24 protein-coding genes and 1 tRNA gene are annotated in these 25,047 nt (G+C 68.1%); 17 read left to right on the top strand and 8 right to left on the bottom strand.

From position 1 onward, the window contains the following. From QM624_RS17815 to QM624_RS17790, 6 genes are all read left to right on the top strand, one after another. Positions 1-561, top strand: a 561-nt coding sequence (locus QM624_RS17815) for a DNA polymerase III subunit delta' C-terminal domain-containing protein (protein WP_415094295.1), incomplete at its 5' end; no start/stop codon positions are given. 87 nt (positions 562-648) lie between these two features. Then, entirely contained in the window at positions 649-1,416 is a 768-nt protein-coding gene (locus QM624_RS17810) for a DoxX family protein (RefSeq protein ID WP_415094293.1), read from the top strand. A gap of 99 nt (positions 1,417-1,515) precedes the next feature. Beyond that, a complete protein-coding gene (locus tag QM624_RS17805) occupies positions 1,516-3,093 on the top strand; it encodes an alpha/beta hydrolase (protein WP_415094291.1) in 1,578 nt (525 codons plus the stop codon). A gap of 128 nt (positions 3,094-3,221) precedes the next feature. Beyond that, a tRNA-Thr gene (locus tag QM624_RS17800) sits at positions 3,222-3,297 on the top strand. Positions 3,298-3,358: 61 nt separating this feature from the next. Continuing rightward, on the top strand, positions 3,359-4,345 hold the full coding sequence (locus QM624_RS17795; RefSeq protein ID WP_415094289.1) for a hypothetical protein: 987 nt from the start codon (positions 3,359-3,361) through the stop codon (positions 4,343-4,345). A 270-nt stretch (positions 4,346-4,615) separates the two neighbouring features. Further along, positions 4,616-5,431 carry an STAS-like domain-containing protein gene (locus QM624_RS17790; RefSeq protein ID WP_415094287.1) on the top strand — a complete coding sequence of 272 codons (816 nt, stop codon included), beginning with the start codon at positions 4,616-4,618 and terminating at the stop codon, positions 5,429-5,431. Between the two features lie 13 nt (positions 5,432-5,444). Here the strand turns inward: QM624_RS17790 and QM624_RS17785 are convergent, their stop codons facing one another. The 4 genes from QM624_RS17785 to QM624_RS17770 form a co-directional block, all read right to left on the bottom strand. Continuing rightward, positions 5,445-6,407, bottom strand: a complete 963-nt coding sequence (locus QM624_RS17785; RefSeq protein WP_415094285.1) for a zinc-binding dehydrogenase — start codon at positions 6,405-6,407, stop codon at positions 5,445-5,447. Positions 6,408-6,435: 28 nt separating this feature from the next. Then, positions 6,436-7,227 carry a serine O-acetyltransferase gene (gene cysE / locus QM624_RS17780; protein WP_415094283.1) on the bottom strand — a complete coding sequence of 264 codons (792 nt, stop codon included), beginning with the start codon at positions 7,225-7,227 and terminating at the stop codon, positions 6,436-6,438. 328 nt (positions 7,228-7,555) lie between these two features. Next, complete coding sequence (locus QM624_RS17775; protein WP_415094281.1) at positions 7,556-7,978, bottom strand: MmcQ/YjbR family DNA-binding protein; 423 nt, start codon at positions 7,976-7,978, stop codon at positions 7,556-7,558. Next, positions 7,975-9,051 carry a DNA adenine methylase gene (locus QM624_RS17770; RefSeq protein ID WP_415094279.1) on the bottom strand — a complete coding sequence of 359 codons (1,077 nt, stop codon included), beginning with the start codon at positions 9,049-9,051 and terminating at the stop codon, positions 7,975-7,977. Before QM624_RS17770 ends, QM624_RS17775 begins: the two co-directional genes overlap by 4 nt. A 73-nt stretch (positions 9,052-9,124) precedes the next feature. On the opposite strand from QM624_RS17770, the gene QM624_RS17765 reads away from it, so the two are divergent. From QM624_RS17765 to QM624_RS17730, 8 genes are all read left to right on the top strand, one after another. Next, entirely contained in the window at positions 9,125-9,790 is a 666-nt protein-coding gene (locus QM624_RS17765) for a TetR/AcrR family transcriptional regulator (protein ID WP_415094277.1), read from the top strand. Beyond that, positions 9,787-11,319 (top strand): HlyD family efflux transporter periplasmic adaptor subunit, encoded by a 1,533-nt coding sequence (locus tag QM624_RS17760; RefSeq protein WP_415094275.1) that lies wholly within the window; start codon positions 9,787-9,789, stop codon positions 11,317-11,319. Before QM624_RS17765 ends, QM624_RS17760 begins: the two co-directional genes overlap by 4 nt. Then, positions 11,316-12,092 carry an HlyD family secretion protein gene (locus tag QM624_RS17755; RefSeq protein ID WP_415094273.1) on the top strand — a complete coding sequence of 259 codons (777 nt, stop codon included), beginning with the start codon at positions 11,316-11,318 and terminating at the stop codon, positions 12,090-12,092. Before QM624_RS17760 ends, QM624_RS17755 begins: the two co-directional genes overlap by 4 nt. After that, a complete protein-coding gene (locus tag QM624_RS17750) occupies positions 12,089-13,048 on the top strand; it encodes an ABC transporter ATP-binding protein (protein WP_415094271.1) in 960 nt (319 codons plus the stop codon). Before QM624_RS17755 ends, QM624_RS17750 begins: the two co-directional genes overlap by 4 nt. Continuing rightward, positions 13,048-14,187 (top strand): ABC transporter permease, encoded by a 1,140-nt coding sequence (locus QM624_RS17745; protein WP_415094269.1) that lies wholly within the window; start codon positions 13,048-13,050, stop codon positions 14,185-14,187. The genes QM624_RS17750 and QM624_RS17745 overlap by 1 nt, the downstream gene beginning before the upstream one ends. After that, a complete protein-coding gene (locus QM624_RS17740; protein ID WP_415094267.1) occupies positions 14,184-15,320 on the top strand; it encodes an ABC transporter permease in 1,137 nt (378 codons plus the stop codon). The genes QM624_RS17745 and QM624_RS17740 overlap by 4 nt, the downstream gene beginning before the upstream one ends. Continuing rightward, positions 15,317-16,333, top strand: coding sequence for an ATP-binding cassette domain-containing protein (locus tag QM624_RS17735; protein ID WP_415094266.1), 1,017 nt, complete (start codon positions 15,317-15,319; stop codon positions 16,331-16,333). Before QM624_RS17740 ends, QM624_RS17735 begins: the two co-directional genes overlap by 4 nt. Before the next feature lie 367 nt (positions 16,334-16,700). Then, the gene (locus QM624_RS17730; protein ID WP_415094265.1) at positions 16,701-17,081 is read left to right on the top strand and encodes a hypothetical protein; all 381 of its coding nucleotides are present in this window, start codon (positions 16,701-16,703) and stop codon (positions 17,079-17,081) included. A gap of 51 nt (positions 17,082-17,132) precedes the next feature. Here QM624_RS17730 and QM624_RS17725 read toward each other — a convergent pair whose 3' ends face one another. Together QM624_RS17725 and brig1 are read right to left on the bottom strand one after the other, a co-directional pair. Then, the gene (locus tag QM624_RS17725; protein WP_298134877.1) at positions 17,133-17,489 is read right to left on the bottom strand and encodes a hypothetical protein; all 357 of its coding nucleotides are present in this window, start codon (positions 17,487-17,489) and stop codon (positions 17,133-17,135) included. A 163-nt stretch (positions 17,490-17,652) separates the two neighbouring features. Beyond that, entirely contained in the window at positions 17,653-18,387 is a 735-nt protein-coding gene (brig1, locus tag QM624_RS17720) for an anti-phage DNA glycosylase Brig1 (RefSeq protein WP_415094263.1), read from the bottom strand. Between the two features lie 355 nt (positions 18,388-18,742). Between brig1 and QM624_RS17715 the strand changes: the two genes are divergently transcribed. Together QM624_RS17715 and QM624_RS17710 are read left to right on the top strand one after the other, a co-directional pair. Further along, positions 18,743-19,258, top strand: a complete 516-nt coding sequence (locus tag QM624_RS17715) for a helix-turn-helix domain-containing protein (protein WP_415094261.1) — start codon at positions 18,743-18,745, stop codon at positions 19,256-19,258. Positions 19,259-19,427: 169 nt separating this feature from the next. Continuing rightward, positions 19,428-20,324, top strand: coding sequence for an intradiol ring-cleavage dioxygenase (locus QM624_RS17710; protein WP_415094259.1), 897 nt, complete (start codon positions 19,428-19,430; stop codon positions 20,322-20,324). A 152-nt stretch (positions 20,325-20,476) separates the two neighbouring features. Here QM624_RS17710 and QM624_RS17705 read toward each other — a convergent pair whose 3' ends face one another. After that, on the bottom strand, positions 20,477-21,418 hold the full coding sequence (locus tag QM624_RS17705) for a phosphatase PAP2 family protein (RefSeq protein WP_415094257.1): 942 nt from the start codon (positions 21,416-21,418) through the stop codon (positions 20,477-20,479). 40 nt (positions 21,419-21,458) lie between these two features. Here QM624_RS17705 and QM624_RS17700 point away from each other — a divergent pair, with 40 nt between their 5' ends. Beyond that, positions 21,459-22,250 (top strand): maleylpyruvate isomerase family mycothiol-dependent enzyme, encoded by a 792-nt coding sequence (locus QM624_RS17700; RefSeq protein ID WP_415094255.1) that lies wholly within the window; start codon positions 21,459-21,461, stop codon positions 22,248-22,250. A 123-nt stretch (positions 22,251-22,373) separates the two neighbouring features. Here QM624_RS17700 and QM624_RS17695 read toward each other — a convergent pair whose 3' ends face one another. Beyond that, positions 22,374-24,995, bottom strand: coding sequence for a hypothetical protein (locus QM624_RS17695; RefSeq protein WP_415094253.1), 2,622 nt, complete (start codon positions 24,993-24,995; stop codon positions 22,374-22,376). Positions 24,996-25,047 lie beyond the last annotated feature (52 nt).

Raw genomic sequence — 25,047 nt, 5'->3', positions numbered from 1 at the left:
CAAGGGCACATCGGCCGGGCCCGAATGCTGGCCCGCAACGAGGCGGCGCGCGCCCGCCGCGCCGAACTGCTCACCCTGCCCGGACGCCTCACCTCGCTCGGCGAGTGCCTGACCGCGGCCGCCGAACTGGTCGACTCCGCGACCCAGGAGGCGTCCGCCACCACCACCGAACTCGACGCCCGCGAGAAGGCCGAGCTGTCCGAGGCGCTCGGCTTCGGCACCAAGGGCGCCCGGCCGCGCAACGCTCAGGCGGCGCTTCGTGAACTCGACGAGCAGCAGAAGGCGCGCGCCAAACGGTTGCAGCGCGACGCGCTCGACCGGGTGCTCACCGAGCTCACCACCTACTACCGCGACGTGCTGCTGGTGCAGTCAGGGGTGGCGGCCGAGCTGATCAACGCCGAGTTGCGGGCCGAGATCGAAGCGGTCGCGCGGCGTGACGCTCCCGAGGCGACGCTGCGCCGGATCGACGCCATCCTGGCCTGCCGCGAGGCCCTCGAGGGCAACGTGGCGCCGCTGCTGGCGTTGGAGTCGCTGCTGGTGACCATCGCCGGCCGACGCTGATCCCGCAATCGCCGGACGCGCGAGTGTCGGTCGGCTGGCCGGAGCGCCGGAACGGGCACGATGGAATCCACCCTGCGTAGGAGGACCATGACCGACACGGATCAGCACACGTTCCCGTTCGGCTTCACCGAAGAGGACGAGCCCACCCGGCGCCGCGCACCCAAGCTGCCGGCACCGCCCAGCGCCACACCCGACGCACGGACGGCACGCACGCCCGACGACGGCATCTTCCGGTCGGGCGCGGCGGCATCGTCGCCCGCGGTGGCGCCCACCGCCGTGATGGAGGTGCCCGCCGAGCCGACGGAGGAGGAGCGCAAGCTCGCCGCCGAGCGGGCGGCGCGTCGTGAGGCCCGTGAGGCGGCGCTGGCCGCCCCCGACGCCCGGGCTGAGCCGACCCCGGAGCCCGTGGTGGTCACCCGGCGCACCACCGACCGTTTCCTCGGCGCCTTCTCGCTGTTCCTGGTCCGCCTCGTGGTCGCCGCGATCATGGCTGTGCACGGGCTGGCCTTCGTGACCGACCCGATCGCCGCCCAGGAACTCTTCGCCACGACGATCATTCCCGAGCCGGCGCTGATGGCCACCATCACCGGGTTCGCCTCGCTGGCCATCGCAGTGGCCCTGGTCTTCGGCCTGCTCACCCGGGTCGCCGGGCTGGGTGTGCTGCTGATCGCCGGCGGCGCGCTGACCTTCGTGCTGTGGGGCAACTGGAGCCCGTTCGTTGCCGGCCGCGCCGGCTTCGTCGGTGAGCTCGAGCTGCTGCTGGCCGTGGTCGGCCTGCTGTTCCTGTGCGTCGGCGGCGGCGGATTCAGCCTCGACCGCAGCTTCCGCAAGAGCCGGGAGAGCAGCAGCCGCTGAGTTTCGCCGGGTGGGCCGAGTGTCGTTGGTCGAGTTTGTCGAGACCGGCGGCGGACGGGTTCAGTGGGGTGAGTAGGAGCTGGCCACTAGATTGTGCCCGTGCGCATCTCCTCCCGCTGGGCCGTCGGCGTCGCCGCGCTCCTCGTCCTCGCGGGGTGTGTGCCGGGCGCGGGCCCGACCCAGCCGGCACCCAGTGCTCCGGCCGCGACGCCGTCCGGACCGGTGATCGGGATCTCGCAGACCCCGGGTTTCGAGGTGGATCGGCCGCAGCTGCCGCCGTCCACGGCGCGTCCGGACGGCTTCACCGAGGCACCTGAGGGCGGCATGGACGGCTACCTGAAGCAGGCCGTCCAATGGCGCACCTGCGCCGAGCGGTACCAGTGCGCGAGCATCGTGGCCCCGCTCGACTACGCCAACCCGTCCGCGCAGGCGATCACGCTCGCCCTGGCCCGCAAGCCGGCGACCGCCACCCCGAAGTTGGGCACGCTCTTCATCAACCCCGGCGGACCGGGTGCCTCCGGACGCAACATGGTCACCTATTTCGCCTCGAAGGGGCTCGAGCAGTACGACATCGTCGGCTGGGATCCGCGCGGCACCAACGCCTCCACCCCGGTGCGCTGCTTCGACGACAGTCAGACCGACGCGTACAACCAGCTCGACTCCTCACCCGACGACGACGCCGAGACCGACGCCCTGCTGGTCGGCACCTACGAGTTCGCGAAGTCGTGCTGGGAACACAGCGGCGAGTTGCTGGAGCACATCTCGACGATCGACACCGCCCGCGACCTCGACCTGATGCGGGTGCTGGTCGGTGACGACAAGCTCTCGTATGTGGGTTACTCCTACGGCACCCAGATCGGCGCCGTCTACGCCGACCTGTTCCCGCAGCGGGTCGGACGGCTGGTGCTGGACGCCGCCGTCGACATCACCGACGACGACACCGTCATCCAGGCGATGGGGTTCGATCTGGCGCTGGGGAACTTCGCGGCCTGGTGTGCCCGGCAGAACTGTTCGCTGGGCAGTTCGAAGGACGAGGTGCTGAAGACCATCACCGGCTTCCTGGACAAGCTGGACGCCGACCCGCTGACGGTGGGCGATCGGCGACTCACCCAGAGCCTCGCCGCCAGTGGCATCGCCGGCTATCTGTACGGCGGCATCCCGGCCTGGCAGGAACTGTCCGCCGACCTGCAGTCGGCCATCGGTGGCGAGGGTGCCGATCTGCTGCGTTCCTCCGACGGACTCAACGATCGCGGCCGGGACGGCCGTTACGGCTCGCTGTTCTACTCGTTCCCGGCGATCGGCTGCGCCGACTCCAAGGATCTGGGCGTGGTGGAGGCCGAGCGGCGCTGGGTCGAGGACCAGAAGAAGGCGCCGATCTACGGCAAGTACTTCGGTCCCGGTTACACCTGCGCCCTGTGGCCGGTGCGCAGCGCCCCGCAGTTCCAGCCGACCGGCTCGGGCGCCGCACCGATCGTGGTGGTGGGCGCCACCGGCGACCCGGCGACGCCCTACCAGAACGCGGTGACCATGGCGAAGCAGCTGACCTCGGCCGTGCTGCTCACCTACGAGGGCGAGGGCCACGGCACCTTCGGCGGCAAGTCGTCGTGCATCGACAACGCCGTGATCGCCTACCTGACCCAGGACACTGTCCCCGCCGACGGCACCCGCTGCCAGTAACCCGGTCACCGGGGACGGTTCTCTTGGTCACCGGGGACGGTTCCTTTGGTCACCCGCTGGCACTGCCGAATCGCGTCCACCGTGGCCGCTGTCCTATAGTTGGTCGTCGCCGGGTTCAGGCTCGGCAGGCCGCCTTAGCTCAGTCGGTAGAGCGTCTCACTCGTAATGAGAAGGTCTGGGGTTCGATTCCCCAAGGCGGCTCCATTTCACAAGTGGCAACATTGCCACCTGTCTTGCTGGCCGATACCCCTCGTACCCTGCGCCCGTGAAGGCTGCGAAATACCTCGTGCTGTTGCTGGTGGCGTCCGGATGTACGTCGGTCCAGGCGACCCCGACGCCGAGCGCCACTCCGACCGGCTCGTCCAGGATCATCCGGGTGACCGGCACGGTCAAGGCCGAGGGCAGCGTGATCGAGATGGTGACCGTCACCGACGGCACCCGTAGCCGCATGCTCTATCCGGCCGGTGAGGACGGCGCGGAATCGAAACTGGTCAACGTCTCCGACGGCACCACGCAGGTGACCTGCGACTCGGCCGGGTGCCGTCGGGATGCCGCGGCCGAGCCGTCCGGGCCTGGGACGCCGGCGTTCGAGACGCAATGCCCGCAGGCCAAGCAGACCGGAACGACCCAGATCGCCGGACGGACCGCGACCGTCTGGTCGTGTGCCGGGGACGAGGGCGGACCGTCCGAGCTGCTCTTCGACGCCGAGTTTTCCTCCGTGCAGATGAAGGGGACGTCGGCCGGCTACGTGTCGTGGGAGGTGACCTCGGTCGAAACCAACGTCACCGTGCCGTCGGACTTCTTCGCGCTCGAACCGCCCGGCCGGAAGTTCGTGCCGGCCCGGCCGAAGCAGGTGAAGCCACCCAAACCGGGACAGCGGGGTGCGGTGCTGCAGAAGGTCGGCGGCGGACAGCTCCAGATGACCGACTACACCAAGGGGCCGGCCGTGGTGGTGATCGGCGGGGAGACCCAGCTGAGGCCGGCGTTCGCCCGCATGCAGCGGGTCGCCGACGGCAAGCTGCCCACCCTGGTCGGTGTGCTGCACACCTCCTCCGACCCGGCCCCGACCAAGCCGTTCGACGTCCCGGTCGCCCAGATGGAAGACCCGGACGTCGTCTGGGAGAAGATCGGCGAAGGCCAGAATTGGCCGGTGGCGCTGTTCTGCCGGGCGAAGGCCGCCACCTGCACGTCGATCGCGGTGTGGGATCTCTCCGACGCCGAGTTGACCGCCCAACTCGCCAAGGTCGGCTGACCCGGGTCACCTGTCGGATGGTTGGCGCAAAGCGCCCGAAATTGTGGATTCCGATGCCCAAAATCAACAATGGTATAGATTCAGGGTGTGCGGGATGAGCTGATTGGGATCGGGGAGGCGAGCAGGATGCTCGACCTTTCGACGAGTCGCGTCCGGCAATTGGTTGACCAGGGCGCGTTGAGTGCAGAACTGACGCCCGGTGGGCATCGACGGTTCCGACCCGAACGTCTGCGCCGGGAGTGGTCGGCTCTTCGTCGCCGATCCACTGACGTGGCTGCCTGGGATCGGACATACAACCTGGTGGGACTCGCCGAGGACGCTGTCTGGGACGACCTCCGTATCGAACTGGAGAAGCGTCACGGTGACGAGTTGCCTCTCCGAGCCCGCAACATCTTGGGCTACGCGGTGACCGAGATGGCGAACAATGCGATCGATCACTCCTTCGGGAATTCACTGGATGTGAACCTCGCCATTGACGGGACGGTGGTCAGAATCACGTTGTCTGACGACGGCATCGGTGCCTTCCGCAGCCTGGCCGACAGGTTCCGGTACCCGAGCGTCGCCGATTCGGTGGTGGATCTCACCAAGGGACGGCGCACCACCGCGCCACAGAGGCACTCAGGGGAGGGCATCTTCTTCACCTCGAAGGCGGTCGACATCTTCAGCCTTGAGGCCAATGGCTATCTCTTCTCTGTGGACAATCTCGAAGGCGACATCGCACTCGGTCGGGGCGTTGATCTGGGTACCGTCGTCTCCCTGTCGCTCGAGCTGCAAACCACACGTGACCTCGTCCGTGTGTTCGAGGCGTTCACTGAGGACGGCGACTTCGTCCGGACGATTCCACGGGTTGAGTTGGTGCAGCACGGATCGGAGTTCCTCAGCCGCTCCCAGGCCAAGCGATTCGCACTCGGACTCGAGCAGTTCAAGCATGTGGTTCTGGACTTCACCGGTGTCGACCTGGTGGGTCAGGGTTTCGCTGACGAACTATTCCGGGTGTGGCAGTCCGATCATCCGGACGTCGAGTTGACCGTCACCGGTGCGAACCGCGGCGTCGCGCTGATGATCAATCGGGTCGCCAAGCCTTGAGCTAGACAACCGCTTAAGGACGGATGACGATCTTGCCGTCCAACGTGCCCTCGGCCATGGCGCGGAAGCCTTCGGCGGCGTCCGGCAGGTCCAGCACCCGGTCGATGGTCGGCCGGACGCCGGTGCGTTCCAACAGTGCGAGCAGGCCGTGGAACTCTTCGATCGTGCCCATGGTGGAGCCGATCACCCGCAGTTGCTGGAAGAACACCCGATTCAGTTCCGCCGGTGGGTTCGGGCCGCTGGTCGCGCCCGCGCAGACGACGGTGCCGCCCGGACGCAGGCAGCGCAGTGAGTGCGCCCAGCTGGCTTCGCCGACGGTTTCGATGACGGCGTCCACCCGTTCCGGCAGCCGGGCACCCGGCTCGAAGGCGGCGTCCGCGCCGCGGCTCAGGGCCGCCGCTCGTTTGGCCTCGGTGCGTCCGGTCGCCCAGACCCGGAACCCGAGCGCCGCTCCCAGCGCGGTGGCCGCGGACGCCACCCCGCCGGAAGCGCCCTGGATCAGCACCGTGTCACCCGCGCTCAGGCCCGAGTCGTTGGTGAGCATCCGGTAGGCGGTCAGCCACGCGGTGGGCAGACAGGCGGCCTGCTCGGTGCTCAGCCAGGTCGGCCGGTCGATCAGGTTGGCGCGGGGCACGGCGACGAACTGCGCCATGGTGCCCTGGTGCAGTTCCGAGAGCAGGCTGCGCTTCGGATCGAGGGTCGCATCGCCGGTCCAGCCCGGTGAGTTGATGACGGCCCACACGATCACCGGCCGGCCGTCGACGGTGCCGGCGGCGTCCGTGCCCAGGATCATCGGCATCCGGTCGGGCGGCAGGCCCACGCCGGCCAGTGACCACAGATCGTGCCGGTTCAGCGCACACGCCTCGACCTGGACGATCACCCAGTCCTCGGCGGCGTCCGGTTCGGGGCGTTCGCCGATTCGCAGGGCGTCTAGCGGATGGTCGGGATCGGCGGCGGTCACATACGCGGCGAGCATGACCTCAGGCTATGCCGCGGACTCCGGCTCAGTCGGCGTCGTGATAGCTGAGGTCGGTTTCGACCAGGTCCTCGGGGAAGACGTGCGCCGGGTAGCTGACCGGACGGGCCGGCACGCCAGCCACCGTGGTGAACGGTGCGACGTCCTCGAGCACCACCGAACCGGCGCCGATCTTGGCGCCCTCGCCGACCTCGATGTTGCCCAGCACCTTCGCGCCGGCACCGATCATCACGCCACGACGGATCTTCGGGTGCCGGTCGCCGCCCACCTTGCCGGTGCCGCCGAGGGTCACCTCGTGCAGCATCGAGAAGTCGTCCTCGACCACGGCGGTCTCGCCGATCACGATCGAGGTGGCATGGTCGAACAGGATGCCCTTGCCGATCCGCGCGCCCGGATGAATGTCGACGGCGAACACCTCGGAAATCCGGCTCTGCAGATAGAGCGCGAGCGGCTCGCGTCCGTTCACCCAGTAGTAGTGCGCCACGCGGTACGACTGCAGGGCGTGAAAACCCTTGAAGTACAGCAGTGGAATGGAATACCCGCGGCAGGCTGGGTCGCGGCTGAGCACCGCGCGCAGGTCCTCGCGGAAGGCGAGCCCGATGGTCGGGTCCTTGGCCAGGGCCTCGTCGATCAGCGAGCGCAGGCTGAGCGAGGTGATGGTGGGGCTGCCGAGCTTGGACGCCAACATGTAGCTGAGCACGTCCTCGAGCCGGTCGTGGGCGAGGACGACGGTGTGCAGGTAGCTGGCCAGCGCGGGCTCGCTCTCGGCGGCCGCGGTGGCCTCGGAACGGATTCGGCGCCAGATTTCATCGTGCGGCATGGCATGCCTTTCAAGGGGAGAGTGGGTTGCGGTCGGACGTGGTGAACAGTGAAAGAGGTCGTTCAGCCGAGTCGACAACAGCAACACATGCACATCAGCGCGCGGACGGCATGCGCGGTGATCATCGTCACATTCGTGTGCATGGCCGCCAATCTAGCAGCGGTTCCCCGTCTAGCCGAGGGGTGCATGTCTTCCTGGCTAGAAGTGAGCGGTGATCATCGTGGGTCGAGCTTGTCGAGACCCTCGCGGGGACGGGGTTTCGACAAGCTCAACCAACGGTGGGGCTCCCGGACGGAGGGGTCTCGACAAGCTCGACCAACGGTGGTGGCTACCCGGTGATCCGGTCAGGCCCCTCCAGGTAGAGCCGCCCCCGGCGGGCGGACGCCCGCGACAGCCAGGCGTCCTCGATGACCTCGGCCAGTTCGGCCCGGCTCAACTCGCCCACCCGGCTCAGCCGCAGCAGCACGGACGGATGCCCGTCGAAGTGGGGGGTGGTGAAGAAGGGCGTCGAGGGATCCTGCACCAGGGCTTCCTTGGCTGCCAGGTCGGGCACCCAGAACACCACCACATCGTCGTAGCGTTCGCCGGTGACCGGGTCGACGGCGTCCGGACGAGGCGTCCGGAAGAAGACGAAGGACTTGCCGCCGACCTGATAGACCGGCGTGGTCGAGTCCGGGTCGTAGGCAGTGACGTAGGGCAGCGCCTTCGCCAGTGCATGGATGTCGGCCGCCCGGGCCGCCGCGCGTTTCACCGGACGCTGACCTCGGCCGGGTCGCGTCCGGCCAGTGCGGCCAGCGCCGCACCCACCCGGTCGGCCGTTCCGGCGACGAACACGTATTCGACGTTGCGGGTGTGCGAGACCTTGCCCACCTTCTCGCCGAGATGGTTGTAGATGCCGATCCGCGAACCGACGTAGCGCCGCGAGTCGAACGCCAGCAGTTCGACCGTGGCATGCCCGGCGTCGTGCAGCCAGCCGACGATCTGCTCCGGCGTCACCCAGGCCTCGTCGTTGTAGGAGACCACCACGGTCTCGGCCCGGACCTCACCGATCAGTGCCGCCAACGCCGCCGGCATCCGGCGCCGCGAGTTGAAGGCGCTGGCGTTGGCGTCACCCCGGGCGTCCTCACGTTTGCAGGCCACCCCGTAGTGGCCGGGGGAATCCCACCGGACCAGGGTCTCCCAGATGTGGTAGTAGCTGAAGTAGCGGTGCTGGTTGTAGGGCGGGTCGAGATAGACCAGGTCGGACGGCGGCAACTCCTGTGCCACCTGCAGGGCGTCACCGCGGACCACCAGTCCGGTGCCGGGCAGCAGCGCCGGCGCCCGCAGCCGTAACTCGTTGGACGACCGGGGCGCCCAGCTCTTCAGGTAGGCCATGTGCTGGCCGGTGGTGTTGTCGACCCGGTCGGCCGCCTCCATCAGGGCGGTCAGCAACACCGGATAGAGCGGGTGGTCGGCCAGCCCCACCAGGCAGTCCCGGATCGCATCGATCCGCTCGCCGTTGTGCGGCTGGAAGAACCGGGCCTGCTCGCAGAAAGTCTCGGTGACGTAACCGCGGCGTCCGGGCAATGCGTTCAGCTCGGCCAGCAGGGCGTCCAACTCGTCGGCGTCGACCGCGTCGGCGTCGGTGGCGATGTAGCAGCGGGCCAGCACCTCGCTGTAGCTGGCCAGGTCGGCTGCGGTGACCGACAACCCGCGCCGTTTGAACTCCTGCGCGACCCGGGTCGTTCCGGTGAACAGGTCCACCGCCGTCCGGGCCCCGGAGCCCTCGGCCAGGGTGCCCAACACCCCAGCGAGAGCCCGCTTGGAGCCCAGGTACTTGATCACAGCCGAACCCTAACCCGAGAGTCTCCGACCAGCCCCTTGCGAGCTATCAAACTGAACCGTACAGTTTGATTCTGTGGAGGAGTTGAGCCCGCGAGCCCAGGCCAAACGTCGGCAGATCACCGACGCCGCTCGCGCGCTGTTCCTCAGCCAAGGCTTCGCCCGCACCTCGATGGACGCGGTCACCGCCGAGGCGGGGGTCAGCAAACAGACCCTGTACGCGTACTTCGCGAGCAAGGACGAGTTGCTGATCGCGGTGGTGGGCGAGGCGCTGCAGACGCTGGGTTCGCAGCAGGGCATCCCGCCCGCACGCACCCGGGAGGAGCTCCGGGCCACGTTGATCGGCTTCGGTGAGCGGCTGCTCGACACCATGCTGCGTGACGAGTCGATCGCCATCCTGCGGTTGCTGCTGGGCGAGGCCGCACACGTCCCCGAGTTGCGGAGCACCTTCCTGGAGGCGTTGCCCTACCAGTTGCTCGGACGCGGCACCGCCATCCTTGCCGGGGCTGCGGCCAACGGCGTGATCACGCTCGACCACCCGGAGATCAGCGTGCGGATGCTGCTGGGGCCGCTGATGAGTTACGTGGTCTTCGGCGGGCTGATGAGCAACGACGCACCCCAACGCCCAGGCGGCGAAACGATCGAGTGGCTGGTCGACGCCTACCTGCGCACCCTCGATTTCACGACGCCCGACGCCACCACCCCGACCCTCGAGAGCCCGGACGCCGGGGGCGCGGCATGACCCGGCGCGCCGGCGCGGCACTCGCCACCACCGTGGCGATCGCGCTGGCATTCACCGGCTGCACCCAGCCCGCCCCGACCACTATCACCGCCACCGGACGCGTGGTCGCTGACACCCTCGGCGTCCAGGCGCCGACGCTGGGTGAGCCGCGGGTGAACCTGGATGCCGGCTTCCAGCTCGCGCCCGGACACGCCGCGACCAGTTCGAACGTGCCTGCCGTGCTGTCGCTGGGCGCCGCTCAGCGGGTGGTCGCCGTCGCGGTGAAGCTGGGTGACAACGTTGAGGCCGGGGACGTGCTGGTGCGCTTCGACGACGCGGGACTGGGCGCCCAGGTGAAGATAGCGCGGGCCGATCTCGCCGTCACCAAAGCTCAGGTCGGCGTGATCGACAGCGCCCTAGAAACCCTCGCCGACAAGCAACGAGACCTGCGCGACAAGCGCCGCGAGGTGACCGACGGGATCGCCAAGGCGACAAAGGCGCGCAAGGATCTGGCCGGCAAACTCGCCGATGCCCGCAAGGCCGCCGCCAAGCTGCCGAAGACACTGGCCACGGTCGAGAAGAACCTGCGGACGCTGACGCCGAAGCTGGCGGAGGTGGAGAAGAACTTGCGGACGCTGACGCCGAAGCTGGCGGAGGTCGAGCAGAACCTGCGCACACTGACAGCGAATCTGGCAGAGGTTGAGAAGCAGTTGGCCCAGGTCGACGCCGCTCTCGCCGCGCTACCCCCTGACGCGCCCCCGGAGCTTCGAGAGCCGCTGCTTCAGGCGAAGGCCAAGCTGACCGCTGCCAGGGCCGAGCTCAAGGCCGGGATCGGCAAGCTGACCGCGGCCAGGGCCCAGCTCAAGGCCGGGATCGCCAAGTTGACCGTGGCGAAGGCCCAGCTCACGAACGGAATCGCCAAACTGACCGCCGCGCGGACCAAGCTCAGCGCCGCCATTCGGCAGTTGAAGAAGGGCATTCCGCAGCTGAGCAAGGCGATCCGCACCATCGACGACAACCTGGTCAAGGCCCGCGACGGCATCCGGCAGATCGACAAGGGGCTGACCAAGCTCGCCGACGCTCGGGCCACCTTGCAGGGCAACCGCAAGCTCGCCGTGATCGCGGCCCGCGACACCACAGCGGTCGACACCGCGTCGGTGGCGAAGAAGCAGGCCGTCGTCCGGGCGCCCACCGACGGTGTGGTGACGTCGCTGGCTGCTGTCGGCGATGTGGTGGCTCCCGGCGCCACCGTTGCCGAAGTCGCTCGCCCGGCGCGGGTCGTCACCACTTGGCTGGCTCCCGAGCAAGCCGCCCAGGTGTGCCTGGACGCGTCCGCGACCGTTCATCTCGATTCGCTCGCCGCCCCCGTCGCCGGGAAGGTCAGCCGCATCCTGCCGTTGGCCGACTACCCGCCGAGCTACCACACCACCGACCAGGTGCACCTGACCCGGGCCGTCCCGGTCGAGGTCACGGTCGATTCTCCACTGCCGCCCGGCGTTCCCGCCGACCTCCAACTTGCGACCTGCCCGACCCATGAGGTGAATCCATGAAGCACAAGCGTCCGCCGATTCCGGTGATCATCGTTGTCGTCGTGCTGCTCGCCGGCCTGGGCGGTTGGTGGTGGTGGAGCGCCACCCGTCCCGCCCCGGACGCCGGCCTCACCTTGAGCGGGCAGGTGGAGACCGACGAGATCGCCGTCGCGCCCGCGATGGCCGGCCGGATCACCGCGATCAAGGTCGCCGAGGGTGACCAGGTGACGAAGGGCCAGGTGCTGGTCCAACTCGACACGGCCGCGCTGAAGCTGCAGCTCAGCCAGGCCAAACAGGGCGTCAAGGCGGCCAAGGCCGCCGTCACGAATGCGAAGGACGACGGCACCACGGCCGATGTGAAGGCCGCGAAGGCCCGGCAGGCGCAGGCCGAGGCGGCCGTGGAACTTGCCCGGGTGCAACTCGGCTACGCCACCATCAAGGCACCCGCCGCCGGCACCGTAGTCAATGTGGTCGGCAACGCCGGTGCCAACGCGGCGCCGGGACGCACCGTGCTCACCCTGACCGATCCGGCGACCCGGTTCATCCGGGTGTTCGTGCCCGAACCGCAGATCGGCCAGGTCGCCGTCGGCCACAGCGCCACGATCACCACCAACTCCAGTACCGAGAACTTCACCGGCACCGTCTCGTTCGTCTCGGACACCGCCGAGTTCACCCCGAACACCATCGACACCGCCGACCAGCGCACCAAGCTGGTGTTCGCCATCCGGGTGCGGGTCGACGACTCGTCCGGCACGCTCAAGTCCGGCATGCCGGTGGATGTGCGCCTGTCATGACCACCGATCCCGGGGTCGCGCCGGCCATCGAGGCGTCCGGCCTGCGGCGGACGTTCGGTGACATCGTGGCCGTCGACGGCGTCGAGTTGAGCGTGCCACCCGGCGCGGTGCTCGGCCTGCTCGGCCCGGACGGCGCCGGCAAGTCGACGCTGATCCGGATGCTCGCCACCGTGCTGCGACCGGACGCAGGCGACGCCCGCGTCCAGGGCTTCTCGGTCACTCGGCAGGCCGCCCAGGTGACGCCCCGGATCGGTTACATGTCGCAGAAGTTCGCGCTGTACCCCGACCTGACGGTGGCCGAGAACATCGAGTTCTTCGCCCGGCTGCGCGGTGTTCCCGCTGGTGAACGCGAGGAACGCTCGCACCAGCTGCTCACCGGCATGGGGTTGGCCGACTTCCTCGACCGGCAGGCTGGAAGGCTCTCCGGCGGCATGAAACAGAAGCTGTTCCTGGCCACCACGCTGATGCACCGGCCAGAGGTGCTGCTGCTCGACGAGCCGACCACCGGCGTCGACCCGGTGTCGCGGCGCGAGTTCTGGCGGATCCTCGCCGACCTGCACCGGGCCGGCACCACCGTGCTGGTCGCCACCCCGTACATGGACGAGGCCGAACGCTGTACCGACGTGATCTTCCTGGACGGCGGACGCGTCCGGCACCACGGCAGCCCGGCCCAGATCAAGGCGCTGGTGCCCGGCCGGCTGTTCGAACTGCGCACCGCCGAACCGCGGGCCGCGCTGGCCATCATCGAGGGTCTGCCCGGTGTGCTGGCCGCTCATCTGTACGGCGACGTCGTCCGGGTGGTGCTCGATGTTCAGGACGTCGCCCAGGCCGAGACCGTGTTGGCGCAGGCGGGCGTCAGCGGCGCCGTCCGAGCTGCTGAGGTGGACATGGAAACCGCGTTCGCCGTGCTGGCCGAGTTGAACCGCGCAGAACCGGATCGGGAACGGGTGGCGTGATGAACCCCTGGAACCGGATCGGTGCCCTGATCGCCAAGGAGTTCCGCCACCTCGGCCGGGACCGCCGCACCCTCGCGGTCGTGCTGGCCCTGCCGGTGCTGCAGATGATCCTGTTCGCCTACGCGATCAGCTTCGACGTGAAGAACGTCTCCACGATCGTCATCGACCAGGATCGGACGCCGGCCAGCGCCGCCTACCTGCGCAGCTACGCCAGCTCGGACTTCTTCCACGTCGTCGGCACCGCGGACGGCCTGGCCGACGTGGACCGCATCTTCGACCACAACGAGGCCCGGATCGCGGTGCTGGTGCCGTCCGGGTTCGGACGCAGCCTGGCCGCCGGCGAGCAGGCGACCGTCGCGGTCTACCTGGACGGCAGCGAACCCACGCCGGCCCGGGTCGGCCAGGCGTTCGTGACGGCCCTCAACCAGTCCTACGGACAGAAGGTCGCCATCGAGTGGGCCGACAGCCAGGGCCTTGACGTCACGGCCGCCGGCCAACTCGAGCCACGGGTGCGCACCTGGTACAACCCGGAGCGGCGAAGTTCGGACTTCCTGATACCGGGGCTGATGGTGGTGATCATCATGGTCGTCGCCGTCCAACAGACCGCGGTCAGCCTGGTGCGGGAGCGTGAACAGGGCACCGACGAACAGCTGGCGATCAGCCCGCTGGCCGGCTGGGAGATGATGATCGGCAAGTTGGCGCCCTGGACGCTGCTCGCCTTCGCCGAACTGGCCGCGATCACCGCGGTCGGGGTGTGGTTCTTCGCCCTGCCGCTGCGGGGCAGTCTGGGCGTTCTCGCGCTCGGCGCGGCACTGTTCGTGTTCTGTTCGCTCGGCCTGGGGTTGGTGATCTCAGCGGTGGCGCCGACCTTGGAGACGGCCAACATGCTGGGGTTGCTGCTGTCGATTCTGCCGGCGTTCATCTTGTCCGGGTTCGCCTTTCCGCTGGGTTCGATTCCCGTGGTGTTGCAGGCGGTGAGTTGGCTGTTCCCGGCCCGATTCATGGTCAGCATTTCGCGCGGGGTATTCCTCAAGGGCGCCGGAATCGACGAACTGTGGCCCGAACTGGCGGCGCTGGCCGGCTATGCGGTGGTCGTGATCGCCGTCGCGGTGCTGCTGTCGGCGAGGAGGAGGCGATGAGAAGCACCGGTGCGCAGACCCGCCGGCGGATCCGGCTGCTGATCTGGAAAGAATTCCTTCAACTGCGCCGCGACCCGCTGCTGCTGCGGCTGCTGTTCCTGATGCCGATCATGCAGCTGATCCTGTTCGGCTACGTAGTGGCCGCCGACGTGAAGAACCTCAGCACCGCGATCGTCGACCTGGATCGGACGACGACCTCGCGGGCGCTGGAAGCGCACTTCGGGGCGTCCGACTATTTCCAGGTGGTCGCCCACCCGGCCGAATCCGACCTGCAACAGCTGATGGACACCGGCACGATCGCCATCGCGATCGTCATTCCCGAGGGCACCCAGGCCGCGCTGGACCGCGGCGAGACCGCCCCGATCGGTGTCGTCGTGGACGGCTCCGACAGCCAGGTGGCCTCCGTCGGCAGCGGCTACGCCGCCCAGATCATCGCCCGGTTCAATGCCGAACGGATGAATACCCAAGGCGTCGACCTGGCTGCGCCGGGCATCGACGCCCGGGTCAGGGTGATGTTCAATCCCACGCTGGCTTCGGTGAACACCATGATTCCCGGTCTGGTGGCGGCGATCGTGATGTTGTCGATCATGGCCGTGATGGGTCAGGCGGTGGTGAAGGAACGTGAACGCGGCACGCTGGAGCAGATGTTCGTCACGCCGATCCGGCCCACCGAATACCTGATCGGCAAGGTCACCCCGTACGCGCTGGTGGCCACCGTGCAGTTGTGCCTGGTGGCGCTGGTCGGCATCTTCTGGTTCGGCGTCCCGTTCGCCGGTCAGATCTCGGTGGTGGCCGCCGGTTTGGCGCTGTTCATGCTCACCTCGATCGGGCTGGGGCTGCTGATCTCGTTGGTTTCACACACCCGGCAGCAGGCGCAGCAGCTGATGATGCTGTTCATGCTGCCCAGCTTCGTGCTCTCCGGCTTCATCTTCCCGGTCGACTCGATGCCGGCCGCGATCGTGCCGCTGACCTGGTTCGTGCCGCTCACCTGGGCGATCGAGATCCTGCGCGGCGCGTTCATCAAAGGCAGCGGCTTCGAGGCGCTGGCCACCCAGTTCTGGGTGCTCGCCGCGTTCGCCGTGGTGATCTTCGGCGCCGCCATCATCGCGACCCGGAGGAGGCTGACCGAATGACCGCCGGTGTTCCGCGACGTGCCTTTCCCGAGGATGGCCCACCCGACGATCGCCGGCCGTCCGAGCGGTTGCGGGGTACGCCGCCCAACCCGGACGCCGCTATTTCGGTGCGCGGGCTGACCAAACGCTTCGGTGGTTTCACCGCCGTCGACGGCATCGACTTCGACGTGCCGCGCGGCACCATCGTCGGCTTCCTCGGCCCCAACGGCTCGGGCAAGACCACCACGATCCGGATGCTCACCGGCACCAGCGCACCGACTGCCGGTCGGGCCCTGGTGCTCGGCGAGGACGTGGTTGCGCACCCCGAGCGGGTGCGGCAACGGTTCGGCTACATGTCGCAGAAGTTCGCCCTGTTCGAGGACATGACGGTCGAGGAGAATCTGCGGTTCTATGCCGGTGTCTACGACCTGAGCCCGGAACGGTTCGCCCAGCAGCGGGCCTACGTGCTGCAGATGGCCGATCTGCAGGGACGCGAGAACGAACTGACCGCCAACCTGTCGGTCGGCTGGCGCCAACGGCTGGCGCTCGGCACAGCCACCATCCACGACCCCGAACTGTTGTTCCTCGACGAGCCGACCGGAGGCGTCGACCCCGTAGCCAGACGGCAGTTCTGGGATCTGCTCTACGAACTCGCCGGACGCGGCGTCACGCTGTTCGTCACCACCCACTACATGGACGAGGCCAGCCACTGCAATCAACTGGCGTTCATCTACCGCGGCGGCCTGATCGCCGAAGGTGCGCCGGCCGAAATCCGCCACGACCTACTCACCGAGCGGGTCCTCGAGGTGCGACTGACGAATGTGGACGGCGCCCTGACCTGGCTGGAGAGCGCCCCCGGCGTCGAAGAGGCCTACCTGTCCGGCGCGTCCTTGCACGCCGTACTCGACCCGGACGCCGTCCCCGGCTTCGAGGAGCGCCTGCGTGAAGCCGGCTTCGCCGACGCCGCCGTCCGGTTGGTGGAGCCAACCCTGGAGGATGTCTTCGTCAACCTGGTGGCTCGGGCCCAGAACTGAGTCGAGGAATGGCACCATCGTCTATGTGATCGAGTCAGCAGATGAGTTCGTTCGCCTGTGTTGCTCGCATGACCCCGAGGACTATCGACGGGCCGCTTGGGAGGAAGCGTCGGTCGATACCTGGCTTGACGTGATCAAGCGTTTCCCTGACTGCGCTTTTGGGTCGCATGCAACAAGACCGTGCCACTGGAGGTTTTGGAGACACTCCGGCACGACGCCGATGAGCAGGTCCAGTCCATGGTGCGCAAGAAGCGCTCGTGGGCTCGGGTGCACCCCGATGACTCAACCCGACTGGTAAGCCTCAAGAACACGCGATCGAAGGCATGGAAGGCCAATCCTCTGCGCATCGAAGACGAAGAATCCTGAGATGTCGGAGGAACTGATTCCGTCGCGGAATCGGACGCCGGACGACCCTCAGTGGGAGCGCATCCAGAACGAGCTGCGTACCGCCAAACAGGACCGGTTGGCGCAGACTGCGACGAGGCGTGATCTGGTGGAGGCCATCTCTGTGGCGCTCTTCGAGGCCGACCCCATCGGCATCAACTTCGAGGCGAATACAGATGAGTACGACGCGGAGGCGGAGACGATCGTCATCGCCCTACCAAGTACGACGGATGCCAAGGACGTCCGAGCTCTTACGCACAAAGTGTTCGTGCAGTGGTTCGATGGACAGACAGCTGGCCCCATCGAGCGATACGACGCTGTTGCGAAGGAAATCTGGAAACTATGGAGTCACTACCAAGCCTGAGTTGCCGCCGAGAGGCTTGGGCTCCGAATCTGCTGGACGACGTTCTAGTCCCTATTCGTTCACGAAGACCAGGACGTAGCGACCCTCGGCTGATCTCCTGAGTTCCGCCTCGTACCGCTGCATGCCGCTTGCGTCGCGGGGCGGCTTCCAACCGTCGATGTCATGCAAGTGTGATTCGAGGCCGAGCCAGAGTCGACGCGCCTCAGATGGACTTACCCACTCGGTTATGCCGCCGCCACAGTCGACCTGCACCGCGTCCAGATCGCCGAGGGTGAGAAGGCGCTCGACCTCGACGCGGTCAAGACCACTTACTCGGTGGTATTCGACACCATCCGAGCCGAACAGTCGCGAGCCGCCGCCGGCCGCCCACAGCCAGCGTGGACTCCTCGAGATTTCAGATCTGGCCACGGGGCCAGTCTGTTCTATGAGGTGAATGGATTGACACCTCGACCGACAGTGTCGAGATGCGGAAGGTCTCACCGATGAGCGGCTTTCCTGACCGAGGACGAACGGCGCGATGTTGTGTCCGAGATTCGCCGGCGAATCGGCAGCAGGTGCGCCACGCGATGCGTCAGGTATGTAGGGCAGCGGCCAGCGCTTGGGTGTCGGCTTCCCCGGGCGGTCCGGCATAGCCGAGCTGAGTGATGACGACCAGGGATTGGTTCTTTGTCAGTGGGAAGCAGCGGGCCTCACGGCTCGGGGTTGCCCAGTCGACCGGAATAGGGGTGCCCGCGTCCAGACCCAACATCTGCGCTGCGGAAAGCCAGGGCTTGCCGAATGCGAAGACGAATGGGGTGTCGAGTTCCGCGATGGGGTCCAGGATGCGTCGCTTGAGCAGATCGGCTGGCGGTTTGATCGGCCCGGTGACTCGTTTTGAGTGGAACGGATAGAGCTCGACGTAGAGCAGATCCCGGGGCTGGATGGCCGGGTCGTGATGCAGTCGACGGGCGAAAGCAACCCGATTCTGGTGGTACTGGTTGCGGCCCTTGATCGACTCCCACGCCTGATCCGAGTAGGGGCCCGTAGCTGCCCACGCGCTATAGGAAGTCTGCCGGACGCGTTCGGTGTAGATGCCGTCGATGGCTTGGAAGCGTGGTTCGGCAGCACCTGGGTTGAGGCCGAGCATCACCAGCGCAGGGGCACGGTCGGTTGCGAATGGTCCGACATAGGGCTCGGGCATGGCGTTGAGGTCAACCGCGCCGTCTCCGCGTCCGGAATAGGCCGTTCGCCAGCGCTCAATATCGGAATGCAATTGTTGGTGGCCGTTGACCCAACGTCCGATCTCGGCGTCCCAGAACTCGACCACGTCAGAAAGGCTCGACACTTGGGAATCATTGCACGGCTATCTTTCCGATCGAGATCCACCGGTGGGAACGTGCGGGGTCGAGTTGCCGGCGTCGCCTAGCTCGGCAAGGTAGTGGTCGAGTTGGTCATCATCGATCTCGACGTATCTACCGGCGGTGAGGTCGGCGCAGCCTTCGTCAATGGCGGCACGTAGCGTGGCGAGCTTCGTTCCTGAGTCTGACTGCATGATCTGACAATGGTATAGATCGTGCCGCTCGACGGCTGTTCGTCTGAGGTGCGGCAATGGCTGCTTGTAGGCGCTGCCGAGCCGGCCGAGCCCTGCTACAGAATTACCACTTAATGGTACGATCTTGATCGTGAACAGGAGCGAGGTTCTGCGTCGCGGGATGGACTCCACCGGTACCAGTCAGGTGGAGCTTTCCCGGCTCACTGGCCTGCCTCCGAGCAAGATCAGCCGTTATGTTTCCGGCAAACTCGAACCCTCCGAGCCCACGCTGGAGTTGCTGCTGTCCGGACTGGGCTTGCAGGCCGGCTTCGATGTCTCGCCGGTTCCGATGGAACGCACCAAGCGACGTAGCTGGCTGCTGCACCGCCAGATATCCCACAAGCTCGGCGTCAGCGGCATCGACGATTCCGGGTGGGATCGCATGCAGCGCAACTTGGATCGGGTGCGTTCGAACACCCAGGGCTCTGTCCACGGGCGGAACCTGGATCGCTGGCAGCGCATCATCGACAGCCGAAGCCTGCGCAACCTCCAGCGCGTCCTCGTCGACACCTCGACCGACGGTATTGAGATGCGGGAGGTCTCACCGATGAGCGGCTTCCTCACCGAGGACGAGCGGCTCGGCGTTCTGGCCGGAATCCAGCGGTGAAACGGGAGTAGTTCAGAAGCTTGAGGCCACGCCCCCGTGTTGGCTGAGTAGACGTCGTAGACGCCCAGTGGATGTCACACAGCAGGCCCACAGACGACACACAGCGCGCGTCCGGGCTGACCCGCGACGATGATCTGGTCAGCTTGTACCCGTCCAGATCGGAACCGCCATGAGCACCCATCGCACCGGACCACCCAGTTACCAGGGGCGTCCGCTCACCCATCCCGATGAAGAGCTGGTCGACCAAGGACTCCAGTTCGACATCGGCACCCTGCTGAGCCGCCGTCGGATGTTCGGCCTGGCCGGCGTCGGCGCGCTCGGGCTGACCCTCGCGGCCTGCACTTCGACGACCGCCGCCTCCACAACCGCGACGGCGTCCAGCTCCACCGGGCTCACCGAGATTCCGGACGAGACCAACGGCCCCTACCCGGCCGATGGCACCAACGGGCCGGACATCCTCGAACAGAGCGGCGTGGTCCGCTCGGACATCACCAGCAGCTTCGGCACCAGCACCACCAAGGCCGACGGTGTGCCGATGACGCTGACCCTGACCATTCTCGACATGGCCAACGGCGGTGGCGCGTTCGCCGGCGTCGCCGTCTACGTCTGGCACTGCGACGCCGGCGGCAACTACTCGATGTACTCCCAAGGCCTGGAGAACGAGAACTACCTGCGCGGCGTCCAGATCGCCGACTCGGCCGGCAAGGTCACCTTCACCAGCATCTTCCCGGCCTGCTACTCCGGACGGTGGCCGCACGTCCACTTCGAGGTCTACCCGGACGAGGCCAGCATCGCCGACGCCGACAAGCGGATCTGCACCTCGCAGCTGGCGTTCCCCAAAGACGTCTGCGACGTGGTCTACGCCACCGATCGGTACTCCGGCTCCCAGGCCAACCTCGCCGGGGTCAGCCTGACCACCGACAACGTCTTCGGTGAGGACGGCGCCGCCCATCAGATGGCGACGGTGACCGGAAGTGTCGACGACGGCTACCAGGTGGCGCTCACCGTCCCGATCGACACCACCACGACACCGACCGGTGGGAGTGCACCGGGAGGTGGCCGCTGACGCTGATCAAGTCATTCGCTGTTGGGTGAGCCTGTTGAACCGCAGCCAGCGATCTCGACAACGTCGCCCCCAGGTCTCGACAGGCTTGACCGAACGACGAACAGCGTTTCCTTCGCTACACATTGCATCCCGAATCGGGACGCGCACCTTCGTCAGGCTGGTGGCGAGGGCTGAGGCACGCTGATCCCACCCAGTTCGACCCGTTCCCGAGCCCGCGGGAGTGGGCGGGTGGCGTCCAGCAATCGCAGCAGGGTGCCCATGCCGCCCGCGCAGACGCCGATCAGTGCAGAGACACCACCGGCGTAGGCGATCAGGCCGGTCATCCGGTCGGCGTTGTTCGGGTTGCCGTCCCAGACGATGTAGCCGGCGGCGATCGCCAGGGTGACACCGCAGATGCCCAGGGCCACCAGCAGCACGGACGCGGCGCCGGGGGAGTGCCGGACGTCGCGGAGCCGTCCGTGGCGTTCGGCCAGCCGAATCGCGGCCACCGCCAGATAGCCCCACGCGCAGGAGACCAGGATCGCCGCCAACACGTCCGAGGGCCGATGCCACTGGTTGACCAGGGTGGCCAGGCCGTAGGCGCAGACCGCCAGGGTGCCCACCACTGTGGTCAGCGATCGCAGCGCGGGCGGCACCACCAGCAGCAGGCCGACCAGTGCCGCCGCCGCGACGGTGGTGTGGCCGGACGGCAAGGTGTTCGTGCTGTTCCAGCCGCCGAGGTCGAGCAGGTCGTCCCGGTCGAAGACGCGGTACTTGAGGATCTGGGTGGTGACATTGGCACCCCCGACGGCGGCCGCGGCGGCCAGGCCCGCGACCCAGCGTCCGCGCACGATTCCGATCACCAGCACCGTGAGCAGGATCGCCGCCACCATCGGCACCGACACCGTGGACAGCAGTTGGTCAGCCTGCGCGTCGATCCGCCAGGCACCGATGTGTGAGCCCTGCATCGCCAGCGCTTCCAGCACCTGGCCGCGGTAGCGGGTGACGAACGCCCACCAGATCAGCACCACCAGAACAGCGGTCAGCGTGGCGGCCGCCAAGGGTGAGCCAACGCCGGGGAGCTCGCGGGCCGGGGGTGGCGGGGGTTGGGTCACGGACCAATGCTCTCAGGCCCGGGCAAGTATGGTCGGGAAGATGTTCGACCACACGCGGGTGATCCGCACCGAGACCGAGCGTTTCGCCGAGGCGATCCTCGCCGCCGACGCGACGGCTACCGTTCCGAGTTGTCCAGCCTGGACGACCGCCGACCTGCTCTGGCACCTCACCGAGGTGCACGGGTTCTGGGCACGGATCCTGGCCTCCGGCGCGCAAAGCGACGAGGACGCCGAAGCGATCCAGGAAGAGAAGCCGGAGCGACCCGACGATCCGGCCGCCGGCGTCGCACTGCTTAACGCCGAGACCGATGCCCTGTTGGCGCAGCTGGACAAGCGAGTAGATGAGCAGCCGGCCTGGACGTGGTTCACCACCGACCAGACCGTCGGCTTCACCCGCCGGATGCAGGTGCACGAGGCGGTGATGCACCGGATCGACGCCGAACTCGTCGCCGGCCGGACGCCGACCCCCATCGACCCCGAGGTGGCCGCCGACGGCGTGTTGCATGCGGTCGACGTGATGTTCGCCTGGTGGGGCACGCAGCCGGGTTTCGAGTTCGTGCCCTCCGATCATGTGGTCGCGCTGACCCTCAGTGACGCGGAACGCACCGTGCTGGTCCGCCCCGGACGATGGCGTGGTGTCGGCCAGTCCGGCAAGAGCTACGACGAGCCCGGCATGCTGCGGATCACCGACCTGCCGCCCACCGCGGGATTCGCCGGCACTTCCGAGGAACTCGACCGCTGGCTGTGGGGACGCGGCCCCGAACCCGAAGCGGACGGCGACCAGGCCGCCCTGGACGCCGTCCGTTCCGTGCAGGCGGCGGGCATCCAGTAGCGGTCCCCGTCATCCCGGGCTTGCCCCGGGATCTCAGCTCCCAGCGTTCCAGCGAGCGGAGATCCCGGCGTTCGCCGGGATGACGAAACACCTAGTCGCGCGGCACCCCCCGGGACGAAACACCTAGTCGCGCGGCACTTGACGCAGCTCTGCGAACGGGCGTGGCGCACCGTCGCGCAAGACTCCGGATTGTGGCTCGCTGTGCTTGGCCGGCTCGAGCAGCGTCCCGAGTTCGCCGAAGAACGCGGACGTCTCGGGTCGATACCAGTAGACCGCGGGGTCGGGGGCGTCCGGTGGCGCCGCCGGCGGATTTGGGTCGGCGTGGCCGGCCAACTGGTCGCGGATCGCGTCCAGCACGTCCCACGGCTCACCTGCGCCGGGAGCGGGAATCAGCCGCGCGTAGGCCTGCTCGCGCAGCGACACCCGCAGCCGGTCGGAGAAGCCGGCCAGACTCTCGGCGGCCACCCGCAGCCGCAGCCACTGCTGCCGTTCCCATTGCGCGTCAGAGGCGAACCTGCGCCGCAACCGCATGCCGGCGACCACCCCGCGCAGGGCGAGCGAGGCGATGTCGTCGGTGGTCATGAACAGGTTGTTGCCGCCCTCGTAGCTGCGCTGCCGGACCACCGCGATGCGGGCCTGGAAGGCCGGCATCCACAGTTGCGCGGTGTCGCGCCATTGCAGGCCGGTGCCGATCACCGCCGCCAGGAAGCTGCTCATCGCCCTGCCCAGCGGGGTGCCCAGTTCCTTGGCCGCGCCGGCGTCGCCGAGCAGGTAGACGTCCTGGTGGCCGGCGCCGGCCGGATGGCTGCCCAGGTCGATGCCGACGGTCGGCCACAGCGGCAGCGGTGAGTCGAACAGGTGGATCGGGAAGTTGGAGGTGACGCCGCCGTCGGTCAGCCACAACTCCTGAGCGACCTGGGCGGCGCCGTCCGCACCCGGCCAGCGCAATTCGGTGGCGCCCCGGCCGAGCCGGGCACCGAACTCGGTGCGCACCGGTGTGGAGCCTTCGCGCAGCTCGTAGAGCCGGACGGCCTGGAACAGGCCCGGCAGGGCGAGCGAGGCGCGGGTGGCGAACACCACCGGCAGATCCCAGGGTTGTGGGAACGGGTAGAGGCTGATCTCGGCACCGGTGGCTAGGGCACGCACCTGCAGCGGGGCGGCACCGTCGGTCATCGCCGCGATCACCCGGGCGGGGATCAGGCCGGCCAGGTCGTCCGGATTGAACCAGAGCTGCTCGCCGGAGGCTTCCACGGGCGGCAGCGGGAACCGGTACGGGGCGTGCCGGATCAGCTCGGTGCTCATCAGCTCGAGGTTGATCGACCGCAGCCGGGCGGTCGTGGCGGCGCGGCGTCCGCTGCCGTCCGGGTCGCCGGGGGTGTAGTCGCCGCCGGTCCACAGGTGGCCGAACCGCAGCACCTCGTCGGCGTCGAAACCGGCCAGGTCGGCCATCGCCCCGGTCAGCCAATCGGTCAGGTTCGCTTCGACGGTGGTGTCGGGCAGGACGCCGGCGGCGCTGTCCACCAGCCGAGCCAGCCGGCCGCGCCAGGTGCCCGCGTCCGTGGCCTGCCCGGAGCCGCCGATCAGTCCGAACCGGTGGTCCTTGGCGGTGCTGGAGAACCAGACCAGGCCGATGCCGAAGCCGATCAGCACGAAGGCCATCTCGGCGACCAGGAAGATCAAGGAGATCAGCAGGCCCACCCAGCCCAGCGCGTAGTGCGCGGCCAGCACCCAGGCCAGCGCGCAGACGACGACCAGGCTCATCATCCGCAGCCAGGGACGCCGCTCGGCCGGCGGCAGCTGCACCGGAACGGGTTCCTCGAAGCCGCTGGGCGGCTGGGACGGCGTCCGCTGCGGCCGGGTGAACCACAGCGCCACCAGCGGAATCGCCCAACCGAATGCGAGCCAGAGCAGCAGCACCGACCACCAGTAATTGCCGACGCTCAGCCAGCCGCCGCCCCACTGCCAGGGCGCAGCTGCCGACAGGGCCAGCGGCGCCAGCACGAACGGCACCAGGGTGAGGGCCAGCGCCTTCACGTCCAGGCTGACCAGCAACAGCAGGGCACCGCGGACGAACTGGCCGCGCATCGCTGCCGCCAGCACCCGGAACAGCGGCAGGCCGGCGAGGGTGGGTTTGAACAACTGGACCAGCCGGAACTCCTGGGGTCCGTTCGGGCGGTCCCGCTGGGTGAGCCAGGCCAGCACGTCGGAGAGCCCGGCGAAGCCCTGCCGCAGCCGGCCCTGGGCGATCTGCTCGGCGTTCCTGGTGTCGTCACGGACGGCGCCGGTGGCGCGCCGCGTCCGGCCCAGTTCGGCTGCCGCGGCCAGTGAGGCGGCGATCGCCCCGGCGGAGGCGCCGCCCAAGTTGCGGAAGCGGAAGTGCCGGGCCAGTTCACACAGTGCCAGCGGGTAGATCACGCCGCTGGTGGTGCCGCCCTTCATGGTGACGTCGAGGCTGCGCCGGCAGTACTCCTGCTGCTCGGCGGTGAACGGAGCCGTGCCGCCGCTGGTGTCGAGCATCAGGCCGGGCGATTCGTGCAACCGCGCCCCGGGGACGGCGTCGGCGAGGTCGTAGGCGTCCGCCTGCTGCAGCGGTGGCTGTGGCTGCTGCGCGTGCCACAGCCAGCCGTCCGGTTCGCGGATCTCGTAGCCGAGGTAGTCGACCAGTTCTGCGGGACGGTCGTGGTGTCCCTGGGTGAGCACGGTGGACAGGACGTCGATCGCGGCGTCGTTGCGTGGAACGGGCATGACTCCTCCAGCCGTCAGGACGGACACGGTGAGGAGGCCGTGGCCGCCTGAG

The organism is Micropruina sp. (assembly GCF_047606365.1).
In the GTDB taxonomy this organism is placed as follows: domain Bacteria; phylum Actinomycetota; class Actinomycetes; order Propionibacteriales; family Propionibacteriaceae; genus Micropruina.
This window is presented reverse-complemented; position numbering and strand designations above follow the sequence as displayed.